We start from the raw sequence: 22,384 nt of genomic DNA, 5'->3' as shown, positions 1-22,384 counted from the left end.
GCCTCGGCCGACCGTCGTCGTCATGCGTCCGGAACGGGGGCGTCACGAGCGGCCGGTAGGGTTCGGAGCATGGTCGAACACATCGAGGACTTCTACGCCGTGATCCCCGCCGGAGGCGTCGGTTCGCGGCTGTGGCCGCTCTCACGGGCGGATGCGCCGAAGTTCCTCCACGACCTCACCGGCTCGGGGCATTCGCTGCTGCGCGACACCTGGAACCGGCTCGAGCCCCTCGCCGGCCCCGACCGGATCGCCGTCGTCACCGGGCGCGCCCACCGTGCCGCGGTCGAGGCGCAACTGCCGGGCATCCCCGACAAGAACGTCATCCTCGAGTCCGAGCCGCGGGACTCGGCCGCGGCGATCGGTCTCGCAGCGGCGATCCTGCACCGCCGGCATCCCGACGTCGTCATCGGCTCCTTCGCCGCCGACCACGTCATCCGCGGATCTCGCGTCTTCGAGTTCGCGGTACGCGACGCCGTCGAGGTGGCCCGCGAGGGGTACATCTGCACGATCGGCATCCAGCCCTCCGAGCCCGCCGTGGGCTTCGGCTACATCAAGAGGGGCGGCGAGTTGATCGTCGACGGCGCCCGGGATGCCTCGCTGGTCGAGCGCTTCGTCGAGAAGCCCGATCTCGAGACCGCCAAGGCCTACGTCGCCGACCGCTCCTACCTCTGGAACGCGGGCATGTTCATCTCGCGGGCCGACGTGCTGCTCGCCGAAATCGAGGCCAACAACCCCGCCCTGCACGCGGGGCTCGTCGAGCTGGCGGAGGCCTGGGACGACCGCGACCGGCGCGGTCCCGCCGTCGACCGGATCTGGCCCACGCTCGAGAAGATCGCCATCGACTACGTCGTCGCCGAGCCCGCCGCCGAGAAGGGCCGGCTCGCCGTCGTGCCGGGCCACTTCGACTGGGACGACGTCGGCGACTTCGCGAGCCTCGCGAAGCTCAACTCCGGCGGCCGCACCGACCTGGCCATCCTCGGTCAGAACGCACGCGTGCTGTCGGACCGGGCCAGCGGCATCGTGGTGTCGCAGACGAGCCGGGTCATCAGCATCATCGGCGTGAAGGACATCGTCGTCGTCGACACCGACGACGCGCTGCTCGTCACCACCGCCGAGCACGCCCAGCGCGTCAAGAGCGTCGTCGACGCCCTGAAGGTCACCGGGCGCGGCGACGTGCTCTGATCGGCGTCATCCGGGATTCGCAATTGTGCAGGATGCCGCTCCCGTGACGGGATGATTGCGGCTTTGTAACCATTCCGGCGTACGGCCTGATCACGCTGCGTCCTCGGCGTCACAGTAGGTAACTTCAGTTGCGCACACCCGCGAAGTCCGCGGGTTCTCTTCCGTGGAGGCACTCTTGACCATCTCGAACCCGAAGAAGCTCGCCGGCATCGCCGGTGCCGCGCTTCTCATCGCCGCGCTGGCTGGCTGCGGTACCGCACCCGAGGCCAACCCGACGTCGTCCGGCGGCGCCGGTGGCGGCGACGTCGTCGACGGCTTCAAGCCCTGCCTGATCTCCGACGCTGGTGGCTGGAACGACAAGTCCTTCAACGAGTCGGCCAAGAACGGCATGGATAAGGCCGCCGATGAGCTGGGCATCGAGCCCCTCGAGTTCGAGTCGACCAACGACAACGACTACGAGCCCAACATGACCACGGCGATCTCCGAGGGCTGCACCCTCATCGTCTCGGTCGGCTTCAAGCTCGCCGCCGCGACCGTCGAGGCGGCTAAGGCCAACCCGAACCTGCAGTTCGCGATCATCGACGACTACGCGGATACCGACCAGGACGGCAAGACCGACGCCCCCAACATCAAGCCGCTCGTGTTCAACACGGCTGAGGCTGCCTACCTGGGCGGCTACGCCGCCGCTGCGTGGTCCGCGGAGGCCGGCGTCAACAAAGTCGGTACCTTCGGTGGCCTCCAGATTCCCTCGGTCGCGGTCTTCATGGACGGCTACGCCCTCGGCGTCGAGAAGTACAACGAGGACAAGGGCGCCGACGTCAAGCTGTTCGGCTGGGATGTTGCGGGCCAGAAGGGCGCCTTCACCGGCGGCTTCGACGCGAACGACACCGCCAAGCAGACCGCACAGTCGGTCCTTGACCAGGGCGTCGACGTCATCCTCCCCGTCGGCGGTCCGATCTACACGAGCGCGGCAGCGGCGATCAAGGACAGCGGTGACGACACTCTCATCCTCGGTGTCGACAGCGACCTCGCCGTCGCCGACGAGACGGTCTCCGACATCACACTGGTCTCGATCATGAAGGCGATCGACGTGGCCGTCTACGACACCACGGTCGCTGCGTCGTCCGGAGAGTTCGATGCTGCGCCGTACGTCGGCACCCTGGAGAACGAGGGTGTCAAGCTCTCGAGCTTCCACGACTTCGAGTCGAAGCTCCCCTCCGGTCTGACCGACGAGCTCGCCGCGCTCCAGAAGTCGATCATCTCCGGCGACATCACGGTGGAGTCCAAGAACTCGCCGTGATCTGAACGACATCCATTCGGGGCGGGCAGCGCAGAGCTGTCCGCCCCGAATGACGTTCGCTCAACGTTTTATGGCGGGTACTTCCACACACCCGCCGGTTAGGGTTCTCGTATGAAGCTCGAGCTCCGCGGAATCACGAAAAGATTCGGCAGCCTCGTCGCCAACGATCACATCGACCTCGTGGTCGAGCCGGGGGAGATCCACGCTCTTCTCGGTGAGAACGGCGCCGGCAAATCCACTCTCATGAACGTCCTCTACGGCCTCTATCGCGCCGATGAGGGACAGATCCTCCTGGACGACGCCGTCCAGAATTTCCGGGGTCCCGGCGACGCGATGGCGGCCGGCATCGGCATGGTGCACCAGCACTTCATGCTCATCCCCGTGTTCACCGTCGCTGAGAACGTCATGCTCGGTCACGAGAAGACGACAGGCCTCGGCAAGCTCGACCTCGCGCAGGCGCGCGCGCGCGTGCGCGCTGTCGCCGACCGATTCGGCTTCCAGATCGACCCCGACGCCCTCGTGGGCGATCTCCCCGTCGGCGTCCAGCAGCGGGTCGAGATCATCAAGGCGCTCTCCCGCGACGCGAAGGTCCTCGTCTTTGACGAGCCGACCGCGGTCCTGACCCCGCAGGAGACGGATGAACTCATGGGGATCATGCGTCAGCTGCGCGACGAGGGAACCTCGATCGTCTTCATCACCCACAAGCTTCGTGAGGTCCGCGAGGTCGCCGACCGCATCACCGTGGTACGCCTCGGCAAGATCGTCGGCACCGCGTCGCCGACGGCGACCAACGCGGAGCTCGCCTCCCTCATGGTGGGTCGTGCCGTCGAGTTGACTGTCCAGAAGGAGCCGGCGAAGCCGAGCTCCGGTGGCCTCGAGGTGCGTGACCTGCGCGTCCTCACCCCCGGCGGTGCCATCGTCGTCGACGAGGTGTCGTTCGATGTGCGCCCCGGCGAGATCCTCGCCGTCGCTGGTGTGCAGGGCAACGGCCAGACCGAGCTCGTCGAGGCGATCGTCGGCCTCGCCGCCCGCACCGAGGGCTCCATCAGCCTCGACGGCACCGAGCTCGTGGGCAAGAGCGTCCGAAGCATCCTGGATGCCGGTGTCGGCTTCGTCCCCGAGGATCGCAAGGAGGACGGGCTCGTCGGCGGCTTCTCGGTCGCCGAGAACCTCATCCTCGACCGCACCGCCGATCCTGCGTTCTCGCGCGGGGGCACTATCCGCCGCGCCGAACTCGACGCGTTCGCGCGTGCACGGATCGAGGAGTACGACATCCGCACGAGGGGTCCCGAAACCCCTGCCGGCACGCTGTCCGGCGGAAACCAGCAGAAGGTCGTCATCGCCCGCGAGATGAGCCGCGACCTGAAACTCTTCGTCGCCGCTCAGCCGACCCGCGGCGTCGACGTCGGATCCATCGAGTTCATCCACAAGCGCATCGTTGAGACGCGCGACGCAGGCATCCCCGTCATCGTGGTGTCGACGGAGCTCGACGAGGTCACCGCTCTCGCCGACCGCATCGCTGTCATGTACCGCGGGCGCGTCGTGGGCATCGTGCCCGGTGACACCCCCCGCGAAACCCTCGGCCTCATGATGGCCGGCGCAACCGACCCGGAGGTGGCTGCATGAGCGGCACGACGCCCGGCGCCGCCGACGCGGCGCATCCCGCTGCGCAGCTTCCCAGCGCGAGCGGTCCGCTGACGGGGGAGAAGGAGCCGAAGCAGCCCACTCGCACCGACGTGTTCTTCCGCGAACTGATGCGCGGCAGCGCCGTCACGACGATTCTCGCCTTCGTTTTGGCCATGGTCGTTGGCGGCGTACTCATCGCGGCGACGAACGAGGACGTGCAGCGCACGAGCGGCTACTTCTTCGCGCGTCCCACCGACACGCTCGTCGCCGCGTGGAACGCCATCTACACCGGTTACGAAGCGCTCTTCCGCGGCGCCGTGTTCAACCCGCGCGTCGCCGACTTCTCCGCGCAGATCCGCCCGCTGACCAACACGCTCGGATTCGCCGCGCCGCTGATCGCCGCCGGTCTCGGCGTCGCGCTGGCGTTCCGAGTCGGCCTGTTCAACATCGGTGCGCGAGGTCAGATGCTGGTCGGCGCCCTGTTCGCAGGCTTCTTCGCGTTCAACCTCGACCTGCCGCTGCTCGTGCACCTGCCCCTCACGCTGCTCGCCGGCATCCTGGGCGGAGCGATCTGGGGCGGTCTCGTCGGCCTGCTGAAGGCGCGCACCGGTGCGCACGAGGTGATCCTCACGATCATGCTCAACTACGTCGCGTACTACTTGCTGCTGTGGATGCTGCGCACCCCGGGTCTCCTGCAGGCCGAGGGCAGCAACCAGCCGCAGTCACAGCCGACGCCCGCGACCGCGCAGTTCCCGGACCTTCTCGGCCCGACGTTCCCGCAGCTGGATTGGGGCTTCGTCGTCGTGGTGCTGGCCACCGTCTTCGTCTGGTGGCTCATCGAGCGCTCCAGCCTCGGTCTCCGGATGCGCGCCGTCGGTGAGAACCCGCACGCCGCGCGCGCGGGCGGCATCAACGTCGAACGCATCTACATCTACGCGATGGTCTTCGCCGGTGGTCTCGCCGGACTCGCCGCCATGAACCAGATCCAGGGCAACGTCACGACCGGCTTCGCTGCGACCATCGATGCCGGCATCGGCTTCGATGCGATCACGGTGGCCCTCCTCGGGCGCAGCCGCGCGTGGGGGACCTTCGCCGCGGGCATCTTGTTCGGCGCGCTCAAGGCAGGGTCGTTCTCGATGCAGGCGCAGGGAATCCCGGTCGACATCGTGCTCGTGGTCCAGTCGCTCGTCGTGCTGTTCATCGCGGCGCCGCCTCTGCTCCGCGCTGTGTTCTTCCTTCCCCAGACCGAGAACGAGAAGGCGGAGAAGGCGCGAGCCAAGGCCGCGAAGAAGGCGGTGGCGGCATGAGCGCTCCGGCTCCCGCAGTCGAATCCGACGGCGCCATTCAGCTGACCGTCGTTACGGCGCGTCACATCAAGGTGCCGATCGTCTTCGCCGTCGTCGTCGTCCTAATGGCGCTGCTGTTCGTCCTCGTCCCTCGAGGCGTCGTCACGACCTTCCGCCTCGGCGACGCGACCTCGTCGATCGCCGTCCCGAACGTCGAGGTGCCGACCGGCCCGACGAGCTGGGCGATGGTCGTCGTCCTCGTCATCCTGACGGCGCTCGCCGCATGGAACGCGTGGAACTACCGTCGGACGCCCCTATGGCTGACCACGGTCTTCGCCGTCGTGGCCGTCGTCGCCTTCATCGTGTGGGCCGCCGCCGGGGGGACCTTCCCCGTGACGAGCCTGCTCTTCGGAGCGGTGTCGCTGTCCGTCCCGCTGGTGTTCGGGGCGCTCGGCGGTGTGATCGGTGAACGTGTCGGCGTCGTCAACGTCGCCATCGAGGGCCAGCTGCTGCTCGGTGCATTCTCGGCGGCGCTCCTGTCGAGCATCACGGGCAGCCCGTTAGTCGGCCTGATCGGGGCGATGATCGGCGGTGTCCTGGTGTCATTCGTCCTCGCGGCGTTCGCGATCAAGTACCTCGTCGACCAGGTGATCGTCGGCGTCGTCCTGAACGTCCTCGTGACCGGTCTGACCGGCTTCCTCTACGGAGCATTGCTGGTTCCCAACGAGGACACCTTGAACCGTCCCGAGCGATTCGGCCGCATCGAGATCCCGCTCCTGAGCGAGATCCCGATCATCGGTCCGGTGCTGTTCAACCAGACCTTCATCGTGTACCTCATGTACGTCACGGTCGCCGTCGTCTCGTGGAGCCTCTACCGCACGCGGTGGGGCTTGCGTCTGCGCGCTGTCGGTGAGCACCCTCAGGCCGCGGACACCGTGGGCATCAAGGTCAACACGACGCGATTCTGGAACGTCTCGCTCGCCGGTGCGATCGCCGGCATCGGCGGCGCGTACTTCACGCTCGTCTCGGTCCCGCAGTTCGGCAAGGAGATGACCGCCGGGCTCGGCTTCATCGCTCTCGCGGCCGTCATCTTCGGCCGGTGGGACCCGATCCGTGCGACGCTCGCCGCGCTCCTGTTCGGCTTCGCGACGAACCTGCAGAACCAGCTCACCGTGCTGGACACCCCCATCCCCAGCGAGTTCATGCTGATGCTGCCGTACGTCGTGACGATCCTCGCGGTCGCCGGTTTCGCCGGTCAGATCCGCGGACCCGCGGCCGCAGGTAAGCCCTACATCAAGGGCTGACCGGGATGCCGCGACCCGCGGCATCCGCTCAACTACAGAGGAAGAAGTCGTGACCGACATCGATTGGGATGAGCTGCGTTCGGCAGCCGTCGAGGCCATGGAGAAGGCGTACGCGCCGTACTCCCGTTACCGCGTGGGCGCTGCGGCGCTCGTGAGCGACGGACGGATCGTGACCGGCTGCAACGTCGAGAACGCGTCGTACGGCGTCGGCCTGTGCGCCGAGTGCGGCCTGGTCGGGAACCTGCACATGACCGGCGGCGGCGAGCTCGTGGCGTTCGTCTGCGTCAACAACGACGGCGAGACGATCATGCCGTGCGGACGGTGCCGGCAGCTGCTCAACGAGTTCGCGATCCCCGGGATGCTGCTCGAGACCGTGTCGGGAATCCGCACGATCGACGAGGTCCTGCCCGACGCCTTCGGTCCGCGCGATCTGGAGGCCGCCCGGTGAGCGGGGTCGAGGCGTTCGACGCCGTCGACGTCATCCGCATCAAGCGCGACGGGGGAGCGGTCCCCGAGGACGCCCTGCGCTGGATGATCGACGCCTACACGCGCGAATACGTCGCGGACTCGCAGATGGCGGCCTTCGCCATGGCGGTGCTGCTGAACGGCATGAGCCGCGACGAGATCCGCGTCATGACCGACGCGATGATCGCCTCCGGTGAGCGGATGAGCTTCGCCGGTCTCGGCAAGTCGACCGTCGACAAGCACTCCACCGGCGGTGTCGGCGACAAGATCACCCTGCCGCTGGCCCCCCTCGTCGCCTCGTTCGGTGTCGCGGTGCCGCAGCTCTCGGGCCGCGGCCTCGGCCACACCGGCGGCACGCTCGACAAGCTCGAGGCCATCCCCGGCTGGCGGGCAGCGCTCAGCAACGACGAGATGATCGCGCAGATGCAGGGCGTCGGCGCCGTCATCTGCGCGGCCGGATCGGGGCTCGCCCCCGCCGACAAGCGCCTGTACGCGCTGCGCGACGTCACCGGCACCGTCGAGGCGATCCCGCTCATCGCCTCGAGCATCATGTCCAAGAAGATCGCCGAGGGCACCGACTCGCTCGTCCTGGACGTGAAGTTCGGCTCCGGTGCGTTCATGCAGGACGTCGACAAGGCGCGCGAGCTCGCCCGCACGATGGTCGCGCTCGGCACCGACTCGGGTGTCGCCACGACGGCCCTCCTGACCGACATGAACACGCCGCTCGGCCTCGCCATCGGCAACGCGAACGAGGTCCGCGAGTCCGTCGAGGTTCTCGCCGGCGGCGGCCCTGCGGATGTCGTCGAGCTGACCGTCGCGCTCGCCCGCGAGATGCTCGCCCTCGCCGGTCATCCCGACGCGGACGTCGAAGCCGCGTTGAGGGACGGTCGTGCGATGGACTCGTGGCGCCGCATGATCCAAGCGCAGGACGGCGACCCGGATGCCGCGCTCCCGACCGCGCGCGAGACGCACACCGTCACCGCGACCGAGTCCGGCGTGATCACGCGCCTCGAGGCCCTGCCGTTCGGGATCGCCGCGTGGCGCCTGGGCGCGGGCCGGGCACGTGCGCAGGACCCCGTCATCCACGCCGCCGGCATCGACCTGCACGTGAAGCCGGGCGACACCGTGACGGCCGGACAGCCGCTGTTCACCCTGCTGGCCGACGATGAGAACCGCTTCGCGCGGGCCACCGAGGCGCTCGAGGGCGCCTGGGAGATCGGTGCCGAGGCGCCGGCATCCACTCCGCTCGTCCTCGAGCGCATCACCGCCTGACCCCCTCACGACAGGACTGCACCCATGGCCATCGACCAGCACGGCGACGCGAAGCTCGAGGGCGTCTCGATCCGCTCGCTCCCCAAGGTCTCGCTGCACGACCACCTCGACGGCGCGCTGCGCCCGCAGACGATCATCGAGATCGCCGACGAGGTCGGCGTCGAGGTCCCCGAGGCGGCCGCCGACGACCTCGCCGACTGGTTCGAGGACCAGTCCGACAGCGGCTCGCTCGTCGAGTACCTGAAGACCTTCGATCTCACGATCGCCGTGATGCAGACCCGCGACGGCCTGCGCCGTGTCGCGAAGGAGTTCGTCGAGGATCTCGCCGCCGACGGCGTGATCTACGGCGAGGTCCGCTGGGCTCCCGAGCAGCACCTGCAGGGCGGTCTGAGCCTCGACGAGGTCGTGGAGGCCGTGCAGGAGGGCATCGAAGAGGGTGAGGACGCCGTCGAGGCGTCGGGCCGCGACATCCGGGTCGGCCAGCTCATCAGCGCGATGCGCCACACCGACCGGTCGCTCGAGATCGCCGAGCTCGCCGTCCGCCACCGTGGGCGCGGCGCGGTCGGATTCGACATCGCCGGTCCCGAGGCCGGGTTCCCGCCGTCGAACCTGCGCCCGGCGTTCGACTACCTGGCATCCGCCTTCTTCCCCGCCACGGTGCACGCGGGTGAGGCAGCAGGCCTGGACTCGATCCGCTCGGCCCTCATCGACGGCCGCGCCCTGCGCCTCGGGCACGGCGTGCGCATCGCCGAGGACCTCGACGTCGTCGAGCAGAAGGGCGAGGAGGTGCAGGTGCGCTTCGGCGACCTCGCCCGCTGGGTGCGCGACCGCGAGATCCCGCTGGAGCTCTCGCCGTCGTCGAACCTGCAGACCGGCGCGATCGCCGCGTGGGGGACGCAGCTCGAGGACCACCCCTTCGACCTGCTCTACCAGCTCGGGTTCGCCGTCACGGTGAATGTCGACAACCGTACGATGAGCCGCACGTCGCTCACGCGCGAACTCTCGCTGCTCGCCGACGCGTTCGAGTACACGCTCGAGGACCTCGAGGCGTTCCAGCTGAACGCGGCCGCGGCCGCCTTCCTCACGATCGAGGAGCGCGAGGAGCTCATCGAGCTCATCGGCGAGGGCTTCTCGGCCTGACGGCTCTCGAGGTCCCGCGGCGCGCGCGGCTCACCGGCACTATCCGCGGAGATCTCCGGGTCCTGGCCCGCAATTCGGTCCGGAGCGGTGACGCACCCTCCGATTCTCCGCGGTCAGTGCCGGGCGAGGGCACAACTGATCGACGTTCGGACGCGATCACGGTGGTACTGGATGTCCTCCGCGAGCGGGCGCACCGTGGCGTAGCCGAGCGCGGCGGCCGCGAGGTCCCGTCTGCGGTCGCGCTTCTGCGCCTCCCACCCCTCGTGGTGGGCGCGGCTGTCGCATTCGATGATCAGCCATCCCTCCACGACGAAGTCGACCCGCCCGACGGTCGGGATCCTGACCTGCGTCTCGAATCGGCAACCCAGCGAGCGGAGGATCAGTCGCATCAGGGTCTCCGGTCCGGACTCTGCCGATGGGTCCATGAGGGATCTGAGGCTGCGATGCCTCTGGGGGAGCCGGCGGAAGGCCTCCGCGATGGCGGTCTCGTCGATGAGACCCAGGTGCCAGGCGCTGTCGAGGGTCGCGACGGCGGCTCGAGGTTCCTGGCACCGGACGGCAGCCACGACCGCGCTGACGATGTCGACGGCCGTCGCGGATGTCGGCAGCGATGCGGGCCGCCAGTGTCGGACGACGTCGGGCTCAGCCGGCGCGAGGCTGCTGCGGTGCGGCGTCACCTGGACGTGCAATCGCGTATCCGCGAGGACGTACACGCCGAGCGTCCGCAGCAGCGATACGCAGTCCAGGCGGTCACCCGATCGAGCAGCGCGAATCAGGTCGGGATGCGCGTTCCCCGGGAGGTAACGGTCCCGACGTACGCGTACGAGTCGGCCGGCGGCCACGGCGTCGTCAATGTCCCGACGTCGCATGCCGGCGTCGCGGAGCTCCCGCCGAGAAAGGGCGTGGGTGGGGAGTGTGTGAGCAGACATGCGCCCCAGGGTGACGGTTCCGGCGGAGACGCTTGCCGCGGCGGGACCGACCTGGGGAGCAGCGCCTCGATCCCGCGTCCGGGGAGGAGCCGGCGTCGACCCTGTGCGCGGAGTTCTGGGCCCGTACCGGGTTGCCTGCGCCCCGCGCGGAATTGGCCGTGTAGCGCCATCCGAGGAGTCTTGTCGCCGGGCGGCCGCTCAGGTCCGCGATCGACGGGGCCGAAGGAGATTTCTCCGCGGTTGGAGCTCGCGGAAAGGTCGGAGTGGGGCGGCAGTCGGAAGTGGAGACGAGAGTTTTTCCGCGGCTGTGGCCGGAGGTCCGGTGAGGGCCGGTTCCGCGGCTGTCGCCGGGCGTGCGGCTACCCGGCCGGAGTGGGACCTCGGCGGCGCTCAGCGGCGGGGGAGGAGCTCCGCGACGGATGCCGTGATCTCGGCCGTCATGTCGGCGTCGTCGATCGTGGGGGTGCCGTCACCGGCCTGGGGGCCGTAGTCCCCGAAGGAGGCGTGCGCGGCTCCCGCGATCTCCACGAACGCGGCGTCGGCGGGCAGCATCCCGCGGGCGTCCTGGATCTTCTCGGGCGTCGACAGGCCGTCCTCCGCGCCGGAGATGCTCAGCACCGGCAGGCCGGAATCCGACAGGTCGTTCGCGCAGTACGAGCCGAAGAGGACGAGCCCGTCGGCATCCGGTGCGAGCTGGCACGCGCGCACGCCGCCCAGGGAGTGGCCGCCCACGAGCCAGGCGTCCACATCCGGTGCGGCGGACGTGAAGTCCGACAGCGGCCGCGGGTCGAAGAACGCGAGGTTCAGCCAGGGACGGGTGATGACGACCGTCATCCCGTCTTCGGCGACGAGACCCGACAGCTTCGCCTCGTAGGCCTCGGCCTGGACCTTGGCTCCCGGGATGAAGACGAGACCGACCGTGCTCTCGCCGGACGCCGGCGACATCACGACGTTCCCGCCGGTGTCGGCGACGACGATCCGGTCGTCCTCGCGGACCGAGGCGAGCGGGCCGGCCTCGGCATCCATCACCCCGACCTGGCTCCAGACCACGATGCCCACGACGCCGGCGACGAGCAGCCCCGCCAGCGACAGCGCGACGATCGTGATGACGCGCCGTGCGCGCGACCGGGGCCGCTTCGCCGCGCTCACGCGCGGTAGACGCCGAGCTCGGTCTGCCGCTGCGCGACCTGCTCGAGCACGCGCGCGAAGAGCGGATGCTCCGCGTCGAGGCCCGTGACGGAGGTGGTGAAGGCCGCGGCATCCTCGGTCCGGATGCGCTCCTGCAACTCGACCGCTTGCGGATCCGCGGCGTCCTCGAAGCGCAGAGCGGCGGCGATCGCGGCGACGAGACCGTCCACCGGGAGTCCGCGCTCGGCGGCAGCAGCTGCCGGTCCGATGAAACGTTCGTGGCGCGAGAGCTTGCGCAGCGGCTGCCGGCCGACCCGCTGGACGGTGTCGGGGAGCGCCTCGTTCGAGAACCGGTCGAGAATGGTCGCGCGGTAGTCGGCGAGCTCGCCGGCATCGAGGCCGTGGGTGGCCGACAGGAAGGCGGACGTCTCCTCAAGGGCCCGCTCGACCTCGGTGCGGATGCCGGGGTCGGCGAGGGCGTCCGAGATGCGTGTGATCCCGGCGACGTACCCGAAGTAGGCGGTCGCAGCGTGGCCGGTGTTGACCGTGAAGAGCTTGCGCTCGATGTAGGGAGCGAGGTCGTCGACGAAGTGCGCGCCGGGGATGTTCGGCAGGTCGTCGCCGAAGGGACCGCGCTCGATCGCCCACTCGAAGAACGGCTCGACGGTGACGTCGACGCCGGCGCCCTCGGGCTGGCCCGGGACGATGCGGTCGACCGCGGTGTTCGCGAAGACCGCGCGGGCCTGGAGGTCGCCCCAGGCATCGCCGGCGAGCTTCTCGATCTCGGCGCGGAGGGTGTCGGTCGCGCCGATCGCGTTCTCGCACGCCATGACCTGTAGGGGCTTCGCGTCTGCCGCTCGACGGGCGAGCCCTTCGAGGATGTGCGGTGCGACGAAGGGCAGGATGTTGGGCCCGACCGCCGTCGTCACGACGTCCGCCGTCGCGATCTCGTCGGCGACCGCGTCGGGGTCGGCCCGGCTGTCGAGGGCGCGGAAACCGGTGACCGTCTTGTCGCCGCCGCCCGGTCCGACCTCGTGGACGGTGTAGGCGGATGCCGCGTTGATCGTCTCGACGAGGGTGGGGGCGACGTCGGAGAAGACGAGGTCGTACCCGCCCTCGTGAAGCAGCAGGCCGACGAAGCCGCGACCGATGTTGCCGGCGCCGAAGTGGACGGCTTTCATGCGTTGTTCACCGTCGCGAGCAGCTGGTACAGCTCCTCGGGGGTCTGCGCGGCCTTCAGCTTCGCGACCTCGTCGTCTTCGGAGAACAGCAGGGCGATCTGCGACAGGATCTCGAGGTGCTCGTCGCCCTTGCCGGCGATGCCGACGACGAACGTGACGTGCTCGCCGCCCCAGTCGACGCCGCCGTCGTAGCGGACGAAGGAGAGCGCCGAGTCGAGGATCGCGTCCTTCGTCTCGTTCGTCCCGTGGGGGATGGCGAGTTCGTTGCCCATGTAGGTCGAGACCGCGACCTCGCGCTGCTGCATGGCGTCGAAGTAGGCGCCGGTGACGGCGCCGGCGGCCTCGAGGATGTCGGCCGCCTCCTTCATCGCCTGCTCCTGGCTGACGGAGCCGGAGTGGATGCGGATCTGACCGAGGGTGAGGACGTCGCGAGCCATGACTTTCTCCTTCTGGGGACTGTGTGTGGGAAAAAAGCGCTGCGGGGCCGGGACCATTGTCTCCGACCCCGCAGCGGACCGCATCAGGCGTCGCCGCGCTGGCGGCGCACCATTTCCACGACCTCGTCGTACTTCGGCGAGTTCATGAAGTTGTCGACCGAGACGTGCACCGAGCCGGGGGTGACCCCGCGGGCACGATCGGTCAACTGTGCCTGGGTGATGACCAGGTCGGCGGACGGGTCGAGGTTGGCGATCGCCTTGTTGGTGACCGTGACGCCCTCGACGCCCGCCTTCTTGAACTTGTTGCGCAGGACGCTCGCACCCATGGCGGACGACCCCATGCCGGCGTCGCACGCGAACACGATGTTGGAGATCTCGCGGTCGGCCACGGCGGTGCCGGCCGGAGCGGATGCCGCAGCCGCCGCCGTGCCGGAGCCGCGGAGCGCGTCCATCGCCGAGGACGACTTCCCCTTGTTCGCCTCGGTCTGCGCGATCGCGGCGCCGAACGTGTCGCCCTCGGCGGCGAGGTCCCGCTTGCGGGAGGCCCGCAGGATGACCGCGGTGATGAGGAACGTCACGACGGCCGCGACGATCACCGAGAGGTACACGACGAGCAGGTTCGGCACACCCGCGCCGACCGCGGCCGCGGTGACCGCGATGATGCTGCCGGGGGCGGCCGGGAACTGGAGTCCGCCGTTGAAGAGCATGTTGACGGTCACGCCGCTCGCACCACCCGCAATGAGGGCGAGGATCGTAGCCGGCTTGCTCAGGGCGTACGGGAAGTAGATCTCGTGGATGCCGCCGAGGAACTGGATGATCGCCGCACCGGGGGCGGAGGCCTTGGCCTGACCGACACCGAAGAAGGTGAAGGCCATCAGCAGGCCCAGGCCGGGGCCGGGGTTGGCCTCGATGAGGAACAGGATCGACTTGCCGGTGTCCTCCACCTGCTGCAGGGCCAGCGGGGTGAACACGCCGTGGTTGATGGCGTTGTTGAGGAAGAGCACCTTCGCGGGTTCGACGAAGATCGACAGCAGCGGGAGCAGGCTGAGTGAGACGAGCCAGTCGACGATGCCGCCGAGGAACGCGCTGACGCCGAGCATGATCGGGCCGAACGCGAAGAACCCGATGATCGCGAGGATCATGCCGAGGATGCCGGCGGAGAAGTTGTTGACGAGCATCTCGAAGCCGGGCTTGATCTTGCCGTCCCACAGCTTGTCCATCTGCTTGGTGATCCAGGCCGCCAGCGGACCCATGATCATCGCGCCGAGGAACATCGGGATGTCGGTGCCGACGATGACACCCATGACGGCGATCGTCGCCACGACGCCACCGCGGGCGTCGTAGACCATGCGACCTGCCGTGTTGGCGATGAGCAGCGGCAGGAGGTACGTCACCATCGCGCCGACGAGGCCGATGTACCCGGTGTAGGTCCCGGCGTCACCTTCGGTGAGCGCGGTGCGGGCACCCTGCCACCCGATCTGGGCCACATCTCCGCCGCCGCCGAGGATCTCGGCGACGGGGAACCAGTGCCAGCCGAACGGGCTGCGGGCGCCGAAGAAGCCGTCGGGGATGAAGAGCATGGTGATGAAACCCCATGCGATGAACGCTGCGATGTTCGGCATGATCATGCCGGACAGGAACGTCCCGAATCGCTGCACGCCGACGCGTGCGCGGCTCGGTGCGCGGGTGGCTGTTGTCGCCGTTGACATGTGCTGGTTCTCCTTTGGTGTGCCGCGGGTCATGCGGCGGTGTGCTGTGCTGCGGCTTCCTGGGCCGCGGCTCGGGCGGATGCCGCATCGGATGCGGCGAGGGCTGCTTCGGCGATGCGCTTCGCGTCGTCGAGGCTGTGGTGCAAGAGAGTGGCGCGCACGTCGGCGAGCGCCGTCGGTGCCATGGAGAGCGTCGTCGCGCCGAGGCCGACGAGGACGACCGCGAGCAGCGGGTCGGCGGCGGCCTCGCCGCAGATGCCGACCGGCTTGCCGTGGGCACGGCCGCCGTCGCCGGTGAGCTTCACCAGCTGCAGGACGGCGGGATGCCACGGGTCCTGGAACGAGGCGACCGAACCGAGCAGGCGGTCGGCCGCGAGCGTGTACTGGGTGAGGTCGTTGGTGCCGATCGAGGCGAAGTCGGCGTGGGCGAGCACCCGGTCGGCGAGGAGGGCCGACGACGGGACCTCGACCATGACACCGGCCGTCTTGATGCCGTACTCCTTCGCGAGGGTGACGAAGTACTCCGTCTCCTCGACGGTCGACACCATGGGGGCCATGACCCACAGGTCGGCGTCGGTGGCGGCATCCGCGTTCGCAAGGGCGGTCAGCTGCTCGCGCAGGATGTCCTCGCTCGCGCGCAGTGCGCGGAGCCCGCGCAGACCGAGGGCCGGGTTCTCCTCGTGCGCGTCGTTGAGGAAGGCGAGCGGCTTGTCGGCGCCGGCATCCAGGGCGCGGACGACCACCTTCTTGCCGGGGAACGCCTGCAGCAGCTCGGTGTACGCCGTCGTCTGCTCCTCGACGGTGGGAGCCTGCGACGAGCTGAGGAAGAGGAACTCGGTGCGGAAGAGCCCGACACCCTCGGCGCCCAGCTCGACGGCCTTGGCGGCGTCGGCGGGCTTGCCGAGGTTCGCGAGCAGCGGCACCGTCGTGCCGTCCGCCAGCGCGCCGGGCGTGATCGGCGCGTCCGCGGCGGCGGCGCGGTCGGCCTCGCGGCGCTCGGCCTGCGCGATCTCGTCGTCGGTGGGCCGGGTCGTGACGATGCCGGCGGCGGCGTCCACGATCACCGTCTCGCCCTCGGTCAGCCCCGAGGCGCTGTGCACGCCGACGACGGCGACGATCGACTTCTCGCGCGCGAGGATCGCCGTGTGCGAGGTCGGGCCGCCTTCGGTCGTGACGAGGGCGAGCACTTTGTCGAGGTCCAGCAGGGCGGTGTCGGCCGGAGCGAGGTCCTTCGCGACGAGGACGAACGGATGCCCGGGGTCGGGCACGCCCGGTGCCGGCACCCCGCGCAGGTGGGCGATGACCCGCTGCGCGACGTCGTCGAGGTCCGCGGCGCGCTCGCCGAGGTAGCCGCCCATGGCGGCGAGGGAGTCACGGAACGAGGCGAACGCGTCGAAGACGGCGAACTCGCCGGTCGCGCCGGCGGCGAGACGGGTGGCGACCTCGTCCTCGAGGGCGGGGTCCTCGGCCATCATGGCCTGCGCCTCGAGTACCTCCTGCGCGGCTCCGCCGGCGGTGGCGCCGCGCTGCTCGAGCTCGCGGGCGACCGCCTCGATCGCCGCGGCGACGCGGGCCTTCTCCTCCTCGGCGCTGAGCGTGCTCTTCTCATCCTTCGGCGCGGGCAGCGGCTCGGCCATCCGCGCGACGGGCCCGTGGCTCACGCCCAGGCCGATTCCTACTCCTCGAAGCTCAGTCATGTGTCCCTCAGGCGTCGTGGTCGGTGGTCAGAAGTTCGGTCAGGGTGTCGAGGACGTCCGCCGCGCCCGGCCCGTCCGCGGTGAGCGTGACGTAATCGCCGCTCTCCGCGCCGAGCGAGATGACGCTCAGGATGCTCGCCGCGTTGACCGCGCCGCCGGCCCCCTTCGAGATGGTGACCGGGATGCCGGCATCCTTCGCCGCCTGCGCGAAGAGCTTCGCGGGGCGGGCGTGCAGGCCGTGGGAGGAACCGATCCTCACCGTCCGGCTGGCCGGTGCGCTCATCGCGGGGTCCTTTCGATGCGGTCGGCGGCGGTCGCGGTGGTGACGAGGGCGAGCGTGCGGGTTCCGTCACGATCGTCGAAGACGTCCTCCGGGAGCAGAACGACACGCGCCTGTCGGGTGGCGGCATCCCGCTCGATGTCGGGGAGGGCGGAGGCAAGATGCGGACCCACGAGCACCACGTCGCCGGCCTCAGTCCCCGTGGCAACCATGCCGGGGACACCCGCGTGGACGAGCAGTTCCCTGCCTTCGCGCTGTGCGGCCTGCCGCAGACGCTGGGCGACGAACGTGCTCGACGCGCCGGCGCCGCAGACGACGAGGATCTTCATCGATCCGCCTCCTTGTCTCCCCGTAATTCTCATCCGACTCCCAGGAAGCGACAACCAGGCCTTCTTCCGCGGGGGAGGAAACCCCGGTGGTCCCGCGGATGGTTGACTGGACCCGTGAGTCGGACGAGGCAGGATCGCGTCATGGCGCTCCTGGCGAGGGATGCCGGGTGGCGTACCGCCGGCGAGCTCGCCGACCTCGTCGGGGTGACGCCCCGCAGCATCCGTTCGTACGTGGCCGCCCTCAACGCGCGGGTGCCCGGCGGCGACGCCGTCGAATCGGGTCCGTCCGGCTACCGCGCGGGTGCCGGGGCGGCGGGGGCGCTGCAGCCCGTGTCGGAGGAGACCCCCCGCGACCGGTTGCACCGACTCGTCCGCGACATCCTCGATGCGCCGGACGGCATCGACGTGTACGCCGCGGCGCAGCGCTTCCACGTGAGCGACGCCACCCTCGAAGCCGACCTCGGGCGCGTGCGCGCACTGCTGAGCGGCACGCAGCTGACCCTCGAGCGCTCCGCTGAGCGCGTGCGGTTGGTGGGGACGGAGATGGCCCAGCGGCGCCTGCTCAGCCGACTGGCGCACGACGAGATGGAGCAGGGTGCGTTCGACCTGCGCGCCCTGCGGCGCGCCCTCGGCGAGAGCACCGCCGAGACATCCGCGCTCGCGGCGTTCAAGGACGACCTGGTGGCGGGCCTCGGCGACCTGGGATACCTCGTCAACGAGTTCGGCATCGGCGACGTCATGATGCACATCGCGATCGCCGCCGACCGGGTGGGGCGCGGACGCGGACTCGACGGCCCTCCGGTCGACGACGCGCCCGCGCGTGCGCGCATCGCCGCCCTGCTCGACCGCCTCGCCGTGAGTCACCTCGGCGTCCGGCTGGGCGACGGCGACCGCGACCACCTGGCCGCGCTCGTGCAGACCCGCGTCGTGGCGCCGGGCGCGGCCGAACCCGACACCGTCATCCGGGGCCGGCTCGATGCGGACGTCGAGACCGCCGTGCGCGGGATCGTCGCGCAGGCGGCATCCGAGTTCCTCGTCGACATCGATCACGACGACTTCATCCTGCGCCTCGCCCTCCACGTCCAGAACCTGCGTCAGCGCGCGCAGGACCAGGCCTGGTCGCGCAACGCGCTCACCCGTTCGCTCAAGTCCAGCTACCCGATGATCTTCGAGGTCGCCGTCTTCATCGCCGAGCAGCTGCGCGACGTCGTCGGCGCACCTCTGTACGAGGACGAGATCGCCTACATCGCAATGCACGTCGGTGGCCGGCTCGAGCGGTCCCGCCAGTCGGCTCGTCTGCTGACGGCGACGCTCGTGTGCCCGGGGTACTACGAGATGCACGAGCTGCTGCGGGCGAGCATCGACCGCGCGCTCGGTCGCGAGATCGAGGTCGTCGCCGTCGAGACGCGCGTCGACCCCGACTGGGCGGGGCTCGACACGGATCTCGTCCTCACGACGATCGATCCGCCCGCGCCGTCCGACCGCATCGTCCGGGTGCAGCCCTTCCTCACCGAACCCGACGTCGAGCGCGTCCAGGGCGCGGCGGCCCGCGCCCGCCGCGCGCGACGCCTGGCGGGCCTGCGCGCGGAGCTCGAGCGGTACTTCTCCGCCGAGGCCTTCGTGCCCCGCCTGCCCGCCGATGCGGACGAGGAGACCGTCATCCGCGGGCTCGGCGGACTGCTGGCGGCCCAGGGCGTCATCACCGAGGACTACGTCACCCGCACGCTCGAGCGGGAGCGGATCTCTTCGACGGCTTTCACCGATGCGCTCGCCGTCCCGCACGCCATCGGGATGACCGCGACCCGCACCGCGATCGCCGTGGGCCTGGCCGACCCGTCGATCCGCTGGGGCGACGGTCGGGTGCAGGTCGTGACGATGGTCGCGTTCTCCGAGTCCGACCGCGAGGCCTTCCAGACGGTGTTCGAGCAGCTCGTCGAGGTGTTCAGCGAACGCGACAGCGTGCAGCGGATCCTGCGCCGCGGCACGACGTTCGCCGCGTTCCTCGACGAGCTCGTCGCCGTCGTCGACGGCTGATCAGCGCGCCAGGCGCGCCTCGAGCCCCATCTTCACCCCGGGCCACTCGTGGGGGAGGATCGAGTACACGACGGTGTCGCGCAGCGTGCCACCCGGGCCGATGCGGTGGTTGCGCAGGACGCCGTCTCGGCGCGCCCCGAGCCGTTCGATCGCGGCCTGCGACTGCCGGTTGTGCCAGGACGTGCGGAATTCCACCGCGATCGCTTCGCACGCCTCGAACGCGTGCCCGAGCAGCAGCAGCTTCGCGGTCGTGTTGACGTCGGTCCGCTGCGCGCTCGGCGACAACCACGTGTAGCCGATCTCGACCCGGCGGTTGACCTGGTCGATGCCGCAGAAGGTCGTCATCCCGCTCGGGGTGCCGTCGACGAGGACCGCGAACGGGTTCATCCGCCCGGCTGCGTGCTCGGCGCGCCGCCAGCTGATCTCGTCGGGGACGGATGCCGGGATGGCGGTGTACCAGGCGTACTCGAGCCCCTCGCGGGCCGCCGCGAGGTCGTCGGCGTGCGCGGCGTCGAGCGGGACCAGGTGCACACGACCTCGGCTCAGGACGACCGGCTCCGTCAGCGGGGTCGCCGTCACGTCTGCGCCGCGGCGAGGATCTCCCGGACGCCGGCGTCCACCGCCGCCAGCCGGGCCGCCGCATCCTCCGCCGAGTCGCCGCGGACGTCGAGATAGGCCTTGAGCTTCGGTTCGGTCCCGCTCGGGCGCACGATGACGCGCGATCCGTCGGTCAGCCGCACCCGCAGTACGTCGCCGCGCGGCGAGCCCTCGGGTGCAGTGAGCAGGTCCTCGATGCGCTCGACGGCGACCGTACCGACGGATGCCGGGGGCGCCGCCCGCAGCGCGCCCATGATGCGCCCGATCACCGACACGTCGTCGACGCGGAGGGACACCTGCCCGCTCGCGAAGTGCCCGAAGGTCGCGGCCGACTCGTCGAGCAGGTCGCCGAGCGTCCGGCCCTCCTCGCGTGCCTCGGCGACGAGGCCCAGCACGGCGACGGCGGCCGAGATGCCGTCCTTGTCGCGCACGGTGTCGGGGTTGACGAGGTAGCCGAGCGCCTCCTCGAACCCGTAGACGAGCCCGGGGGCGCGCGAGATCCACTTGAAGCCGGTCAGCGTGGCGGCGAAGTCGAGGCCGTAGTGCTCGGCGATCGCCTGCAGGCCGGGCGACGAGACGATCGAGCACGCGAGGGTGCCCGCCGTCGCGGTGCGTGCGGCGCGCCAGCCGAGGAGCAGCCCGACCTCGTTGCCGGTGAGCCGGCGCCAGCCGCTGGGGGCGGCGGCATCCGGGATCGCGACGGCGAGCCGGTCGGCGTCGGGATCGTTGGCGAGGATCAGCTCCGCGCCGGCGGCGCGGGCCGCCTCGAACGAGAGGTCCATCGCGCCGGGCTCTTCCGGGTTGGGGAAGGCGACCGTCGGGAACCGCCCGTCGGGCTCGATCTGGTCGGCGACCACCGTCGGCGCCGGGTACCCCGCGGTCTCGAGGATGCGCGAGAGGGTCTCGTGACCCACGCCGTGCATCGCGGTGTAGACCCAGTTCAAGCCGGCCGCACCGGCCGGGGCGGGGGCGACGAGCGCCGTGGCGCGCACGTAGGCGTCCACGACGTCCTCGCTGGCGGTCTCGTAGTCCGCGGAGCGGGGGATCGCGCCGAGGTCCGCGCGGGCGGCGACCTCGTCGATGTGCGCCGCGATCTCGGCATCCGCCGGTGAGACGATCTGTGCGCCGTCATCGGCACCACCGAGGTACACCTTGTAGCCGTTGTCGTCCGGCGGGTTGTGGGATGCCGTCACCATGACCCCGGCGGAGGCGCCCAGGTGCCGGACGGCGAACGCGAGCACCGGCGTCGGCAGCAAGCGGGGGAGGAGGATGGCGCGCAGGCCCGCGCCGGCGAAGATCTCCGCGCTGTCACGAGCGAACACGTCGGAGTTGCGACGACCGTCGTAGCCGACGACGACCGACGGGATCTCGTCGGTCGCGCGCTCGCGCAGGTACGCGGCGAACCCGGCGGCCGCCTGTCCGACCAGCACGCGGTTCATGCGATTCGACCCGGCGCCCAGGGCCCCGCGCAGCCCCGCGGTCCCGAAGGCCAGCCGCGTGTCGAACCGGTCGTGCAGGTCGTCGAGCGCCGCCGCGTCACCGGCCTCGGCCCGCTCGATCAGCGCCCGCAGCTCGTCGCTCGTCTGCGGGTCGGGGTCCTGCGCGAGCCACCCGCGGGCGGCGTCGAGGACGCCCTCGCTCACAGGACGCCGATCACGCGGGCGAGCAGGTCGGAGATGACCGGCTCGGCCTCGCGGCCCGCCTCGATGACCTCCTGGTGGCTCAGCGGGGTGGTCTGGATGCCGGCGGCGAGGTTCGTGATGAGCGAGAAGCCCAGGATCTCCATGCCCGCCTGGCGCGCGGCGATCGCCTCGAGGGCCGTCGACATGCCGACGATGTGCCCGCCGATCGCCTTGGCCATCTGCACCTCGGCGGGGGTCTCGTAGTGCGGTCCGCGGAACTGGCAGTACACGCCTTCGTCGAGCGACGGGTCAACGGTGCGGGCGAGGTCGCGCAAGCGCCGCGAGTAGAGGTCGGTGAGGTCGATGAAGGTCGCGCCCTCGAGGGGGGAGTCGGCCGTCAGGTTGATGTGGTCGCTGATGAGCACGGGCTGCCCCGGCGTCCACGACGTCTTGATGCCGCCCGCGCCGTTGGTGAGGACCATCGTCTTGGCGCCGGTCGCGGCGGCCGTGCGCACACTGTGCACGACACGACGCACGCCGTGCCCCTCGTAGTAGTGCGTGCGCGCGCCGATCACGAGCACGCGCTTGCCGTCCGGGGTGAGGATGCTGCGGATCGATCCGACGTGCCCTTCGAGGGCGGGCTTGCTGAACCCGGTGACATCGGTCGCGGCCAGGGTCGCCGTGGTCTCGCCGATGAGCTCGGCGGCCTTGCCCCAGCCACTCCCGAGCGTCAGGGCGACGTCGTGGTGGTCGACGCCGGTGAGGCGGGCGATGTCGTCGGCGGCGGTCCGTGCGACCTCGAACGGGTCGGCGGTGGGGTCGTCGAGCGGGTGGGTCTCCTCGTGCATGCTCCCACTCTAGGAACC

Annotated in this window: 20 protein-coding genes; 9 read left to right on the top strand and 11 right to left on the bottom strand. The window is 70.3% G+C overall.

Features of this window, described 5'->3' with window-relative positions; all coding sequences use genetic code 11:
* Positions 1-69: 69 nt before the first annotated feature.
* The 8 genes from Q9S36_RS06090 to Q9S36_RS06055 all read left to right on the top strand — a co-directional run bounded on the left by Q9S36_RS06090 (position 70) and on the right by Q9S36_RS06055 (position 9,575).
* Positions 70-1,182, top strand: coding sequence for a mannose-1-phosphate guanylyltransferase (locus Q9S36_RS06090; RefSeq protein ID WP_311284337.1), 1,113 nt, complete (start codon positions 70-72; stop codon positions 1,180-1,182).
* A gap of 175 nt (positions 1,183-1,357) precedes the next feature.
* Positions 1,358-2,482 (top strand): BMP family protein, encoded by a 1,125-nt coding sequence (locus Q9S36_RS06085; protein WP_217531220.1) that lies wholly within the window; start codon positions 1,358-1,360, stop codon positions 2,480-2,482.
* 111 nt (positions 2,483-2,593) lie between these two features.
* Positions 2,594-4,108: an ABC transporter ATP-binding protein gene (locus Q9S36_RS06080; protein ID WP_311284336.1), complete on the top strand. Its 1,515-nt coding sequence runs from the start codon at positions 2,594-2,596 to the stop codon at positions 4,106-4,108.
* Positions 4,105-5,415: an ABC transporter permease gene (locus tag Q9S36_RS06075; protein WP_217531057.1), complete on the top strand. Its 1,311-nt coding sequence runs from the start codon at positions 4,105-4,107 to the stop codon at positions 5,413-5,415. The genes Q9S36_RS06080 and Q9S36_RS06075 overlap by 4 nt, the downstream gene beginning before the upstream one ends.
* On the top strand, positions 5,412-6,698 hold the full coding sequence (locus Q9S36_RS06070; RefSeq protein WP_311284335.1) for an ABC transporter permease: 1,287 nt from the start codon (positions 5,412-5,414) through the stop codon (positions 6,696-6,698). The genes Q9S36_RS06075 and Q9S36_RS06070 overlap by 4 nt, the downstream gene beginning before the upstream one ends.
* 22 nt (positions 6,699-6,720) lie before the next feature.
* On the top strand, positions 6,721-7,146 hold the full coding sequence (locus tag Q9S36_RS06065; protein WP_308210407.1) for a cytidine deaminase: 426 nt from the start codon (positions 6,721-6,723) through the stop codon (positions 7,144-7,146).
* Positions 7,143-8,435, top strand: coding sequence for a thymidine phosphorylase (locus tag Q9S36_RS06060; protein ID WP_311284334.1), 1,293 nt, complete (start codon positions 7,143-7,145; stop codon positions 8,433-8,435). Before Q9S36_RS06065 ends, Q9S36_RS06060 begins: the two co-directional genes overlap by 4 nt.
* A gap of 24 nt (positions 8,436-8,459) precedes the next feature.
* The gene (locus Q9S36_RS06055) at positions 8,460-9,575 is read left to right on the top strand and encodes an adenosine deaminase (RefSeq protein WP_064001357.1); all 1,116 of its coding nucleotides are present in this window, start codon (positions 8,460-8,462) and stop codon (positions 9,573-9,575) included.
* A gap of 113 nt (positions 9,576-9,688) precedes the next feature.
* On the opposite strand, the gene Q9S36_RS06050 is transcribed toward Q9S36_RS06055, so the two are convergent.
* The 8 genes from Q9S36_RS06050 to Q9S36_RS06015 all read right to left on the bottom strand — a co-directional run bounded on the left by Q9S36_RS06050 (position 9,689) and on the right by Q9S36_RS06015 (position 17,265).
* Positions 9,689-10,504, bottom strand: a complete 816-nt coding sequence (locus Q9S36_RS06050; RefSeq protein WP_311284333.1) for a DUF559 domain-containing protein — start codon at positions 10,502-10,504, stop codon at positions 9,689-9,691.
* A 390-nt stretch (positions 10,505-10,894) separates the two neighbouring features.
* Positions 10,895-11,653 carry an alpha/beta hydrolase gene (locus Q9S36_RS06045; protein ID WP_311284332.1) on the bottom strand — a complete coding sequence of 253 codons (759 nt, stop codon included), beginning with the start codon at positions 11,651-11,653 and terminating at the stop codon, positions 10,895-10,897.
* Positions 11,650-12,813 carry a mannitol-1-phosphate 5-dehydrogenase gene (locus Q9S36_RS06040; RefSeq protein ID WP_311284331.1) on the bottom strand — a complete coding sequence of 388 codons (1,164 nt, stop codon included), beginning with the start codon at positions 12,811-12,813 and terminating at the stop codon, positions 11,650-11,652. Before Q9S36_RS06040 ends, Q9S36_RS06045 begins: the two co-directional genes overlap by 4 nt.
* Positions 12,810-13,250 (bottom strand): PTS sugar transporter subunit IIA, encoded by a 441-nt coding sequence (locus Q9S36_RS06035; RefSeq protein WP_311284330.1) that lies wholly within the window; start codon positions 13,248-13,250, stop codon positions 12,810-12,812. The genes Q9S36_RS06040 and Q9S36_RS06035 overlap by 4 nt, the downstream gene beginning before the upstream one ends.
* An 83-nt stretch (positions 13,251-13,333) precedes the next feature.
* Positions 13,334-14,959 (bottom strand): PTS mannitol transporter subunit IICB, encoded by a 1,626-nt coding sequence (locus tag Q9S36_RS06030; RefSeq protein ID WP_253035481.1) that lies wholly within the window; start codon positions 14,957-14,959, stop codon positions 13,334-13,336.
* Between the two features lie 29 nt (positions 14,960-14,988).
* Positions 14,989-16,656: a phosphoenolpyruvate--protein phosphotransferase gene (ptsP, locus tag Q9S36_RS06025; RefSeq protein ID WP_311284329.1), complete on the bottom strand. Its 1,668-nt coding sequence runs from the start codon at positions 16,654-16,656 to the stop codon at positions 14,989-14,991.
* Positions 16,657-16,663: 7 nt separating this feature from the next.
* The gene (locus Q9S36_RS06020; protein ID WP_311284328.1) at positions 16,664-16,939 is read right to left on the bottom strand and encodes an HPr family phosphocarrier protein; all 276 of its coding nucleotides are present in this window, start codon (positions 16,937-16,939) and stop codon (positions 16,664-16,666) included.
* Positions 16,936-17,265, bottom strand: coding sequence for a PTS sugar transporter (locus Q9S36_RS06015; protein ID WP_311284327.1), 330 nt, complete (start codon positions 17,263-17,265; stop codon positions 16,936-16,938). The genes Q9S36_RS06020 and Q9S36_RS06015 overlap by 4 nt, the downstream gene beginning before the upstream one ends.
* 141 nt (positions 17,266-17,406) lie before the next feature.
* Here Q9S36_RS06015 and Q9S36_RS06010 point away from each other — a divergent pair, with 141 nt between their 5' ends.
* Entirely contained in the window at positions 17,407-19,299 is a 1,893-nt protein-coding gene (locus Q9S36_RS06010; protein ID WP_311284326.1) for a PTS sugar transporter subunit IIA, read from the top strand.
* Here the strand turns inward: Q9S36_RS06010 and Q9S36_RS06005 are convergent, their stop codons facing one another.
* Genes Q9S36_RS06005 through Q9S36_RS05995 form a run of 3 tightly spaced genes read right to left on the bottom strand, consistent with a single transcriptional unit; the run spans position 19,300 to position 22,366 of the window.
* Complete coding sequence (locus Q9S36_RS06005) at positions 19,300-19,878, bottom strand: GNAT family protein (protein WP_311284325.1); 579 nt, start codon at positions 19,876-19,878, stop codon at positions 19,300-19,302. It abuts the gene before it with no gap.
* Positions 19,875-21,539, bottom strand: a complete 1,665-nt coding sequence (locus Q9S36_RS06000) for a phospho-sugar mutase (RefSeq protein ID WP_311284324.1) — start codon at positions 21,537-21,539, stop codon at positions 19,875-19,877. The genes Q9S36_RS06005 and Q9S36_RS06000 overlap by 4 nt, the downstream gene beginning before the upstream one ends.
* Positions 21,536-22,366, bottom strand: a complete 831-nt coding sequence (locus Q9S36_RS05995; protein ID WP_217531069.1) for a purine-nucleoside phosphorylase — start codon at positions 22,364-22,366, stop codon at positions 21,536-21,538. Before Q9S36_RS05995 ends, Q9S36_RS06000 begins: the two co-directional genes overlap by 4 nt.
* Between the last annotated feature and the right edge of the window lie 18 nt (positions 22,367-22,384).

The sequence above is a fragment of the Microbacterium sp. ARD31 genome (assembly GCF_031844425.1).
This window is presented reverse-complemented; position numbering and strand designations above follow the sequence as displayed.